The sequence below is a fragment of the Allomuricauda sp. F6463D genome (genome assembly GCF_023015965.1).
In the GTDB taxonomy this organism is placed as follows: Bacteria; Bacteroidota; Bacteroidia; order Flavobacteriales; family Flavobacteriaceae; genus Flagellimonas.
Window position 1 is genome coordinate 1 of the sequence record NZ_JALKAN010000026.1, and the last position, 281, is coordinate 281.

Annotated in this window: 1 rRNA gene; it reads left to right on the forward strand. The window is 48.4% G+C overall.

Features of this window, described 5'->3' with window-relative positions:
• Positions 1–157 precede the first annotated feature (157 nt).
• Positions 158–269 (forward strand): 5S ribosomal RNA (gene rrf, locus MWU56_RS16690).
• Positions 270–281 lie beyond the last annotated feature (12 nt).

Sequence of the window (281 nt, forward strand, 5' to 3'; positions counted from 1 at the left end):
GTGGTTCCTTAACAACAAACATACTTCGTTGACTCTTTTTTGAACGGATGCACATATCCGTCCCATATTATGTCATATAAAAAACTGTTCTTTGTTTTTTGTCGGTAACTATCGATGGAACAACAGGGACGTGCCGAAATCAACTCGGCATAAAAATCTAGGTGGCCATGGCGACGGGGCCCACCCCTTTCCATTCCGAACAGGGAAGTTAAGCCCGTTTGCGCCGATGGTACTGCCACACCAGGTGGGAGAGTAGGTCGCCGCCTTCCTTGAAGCCCTTC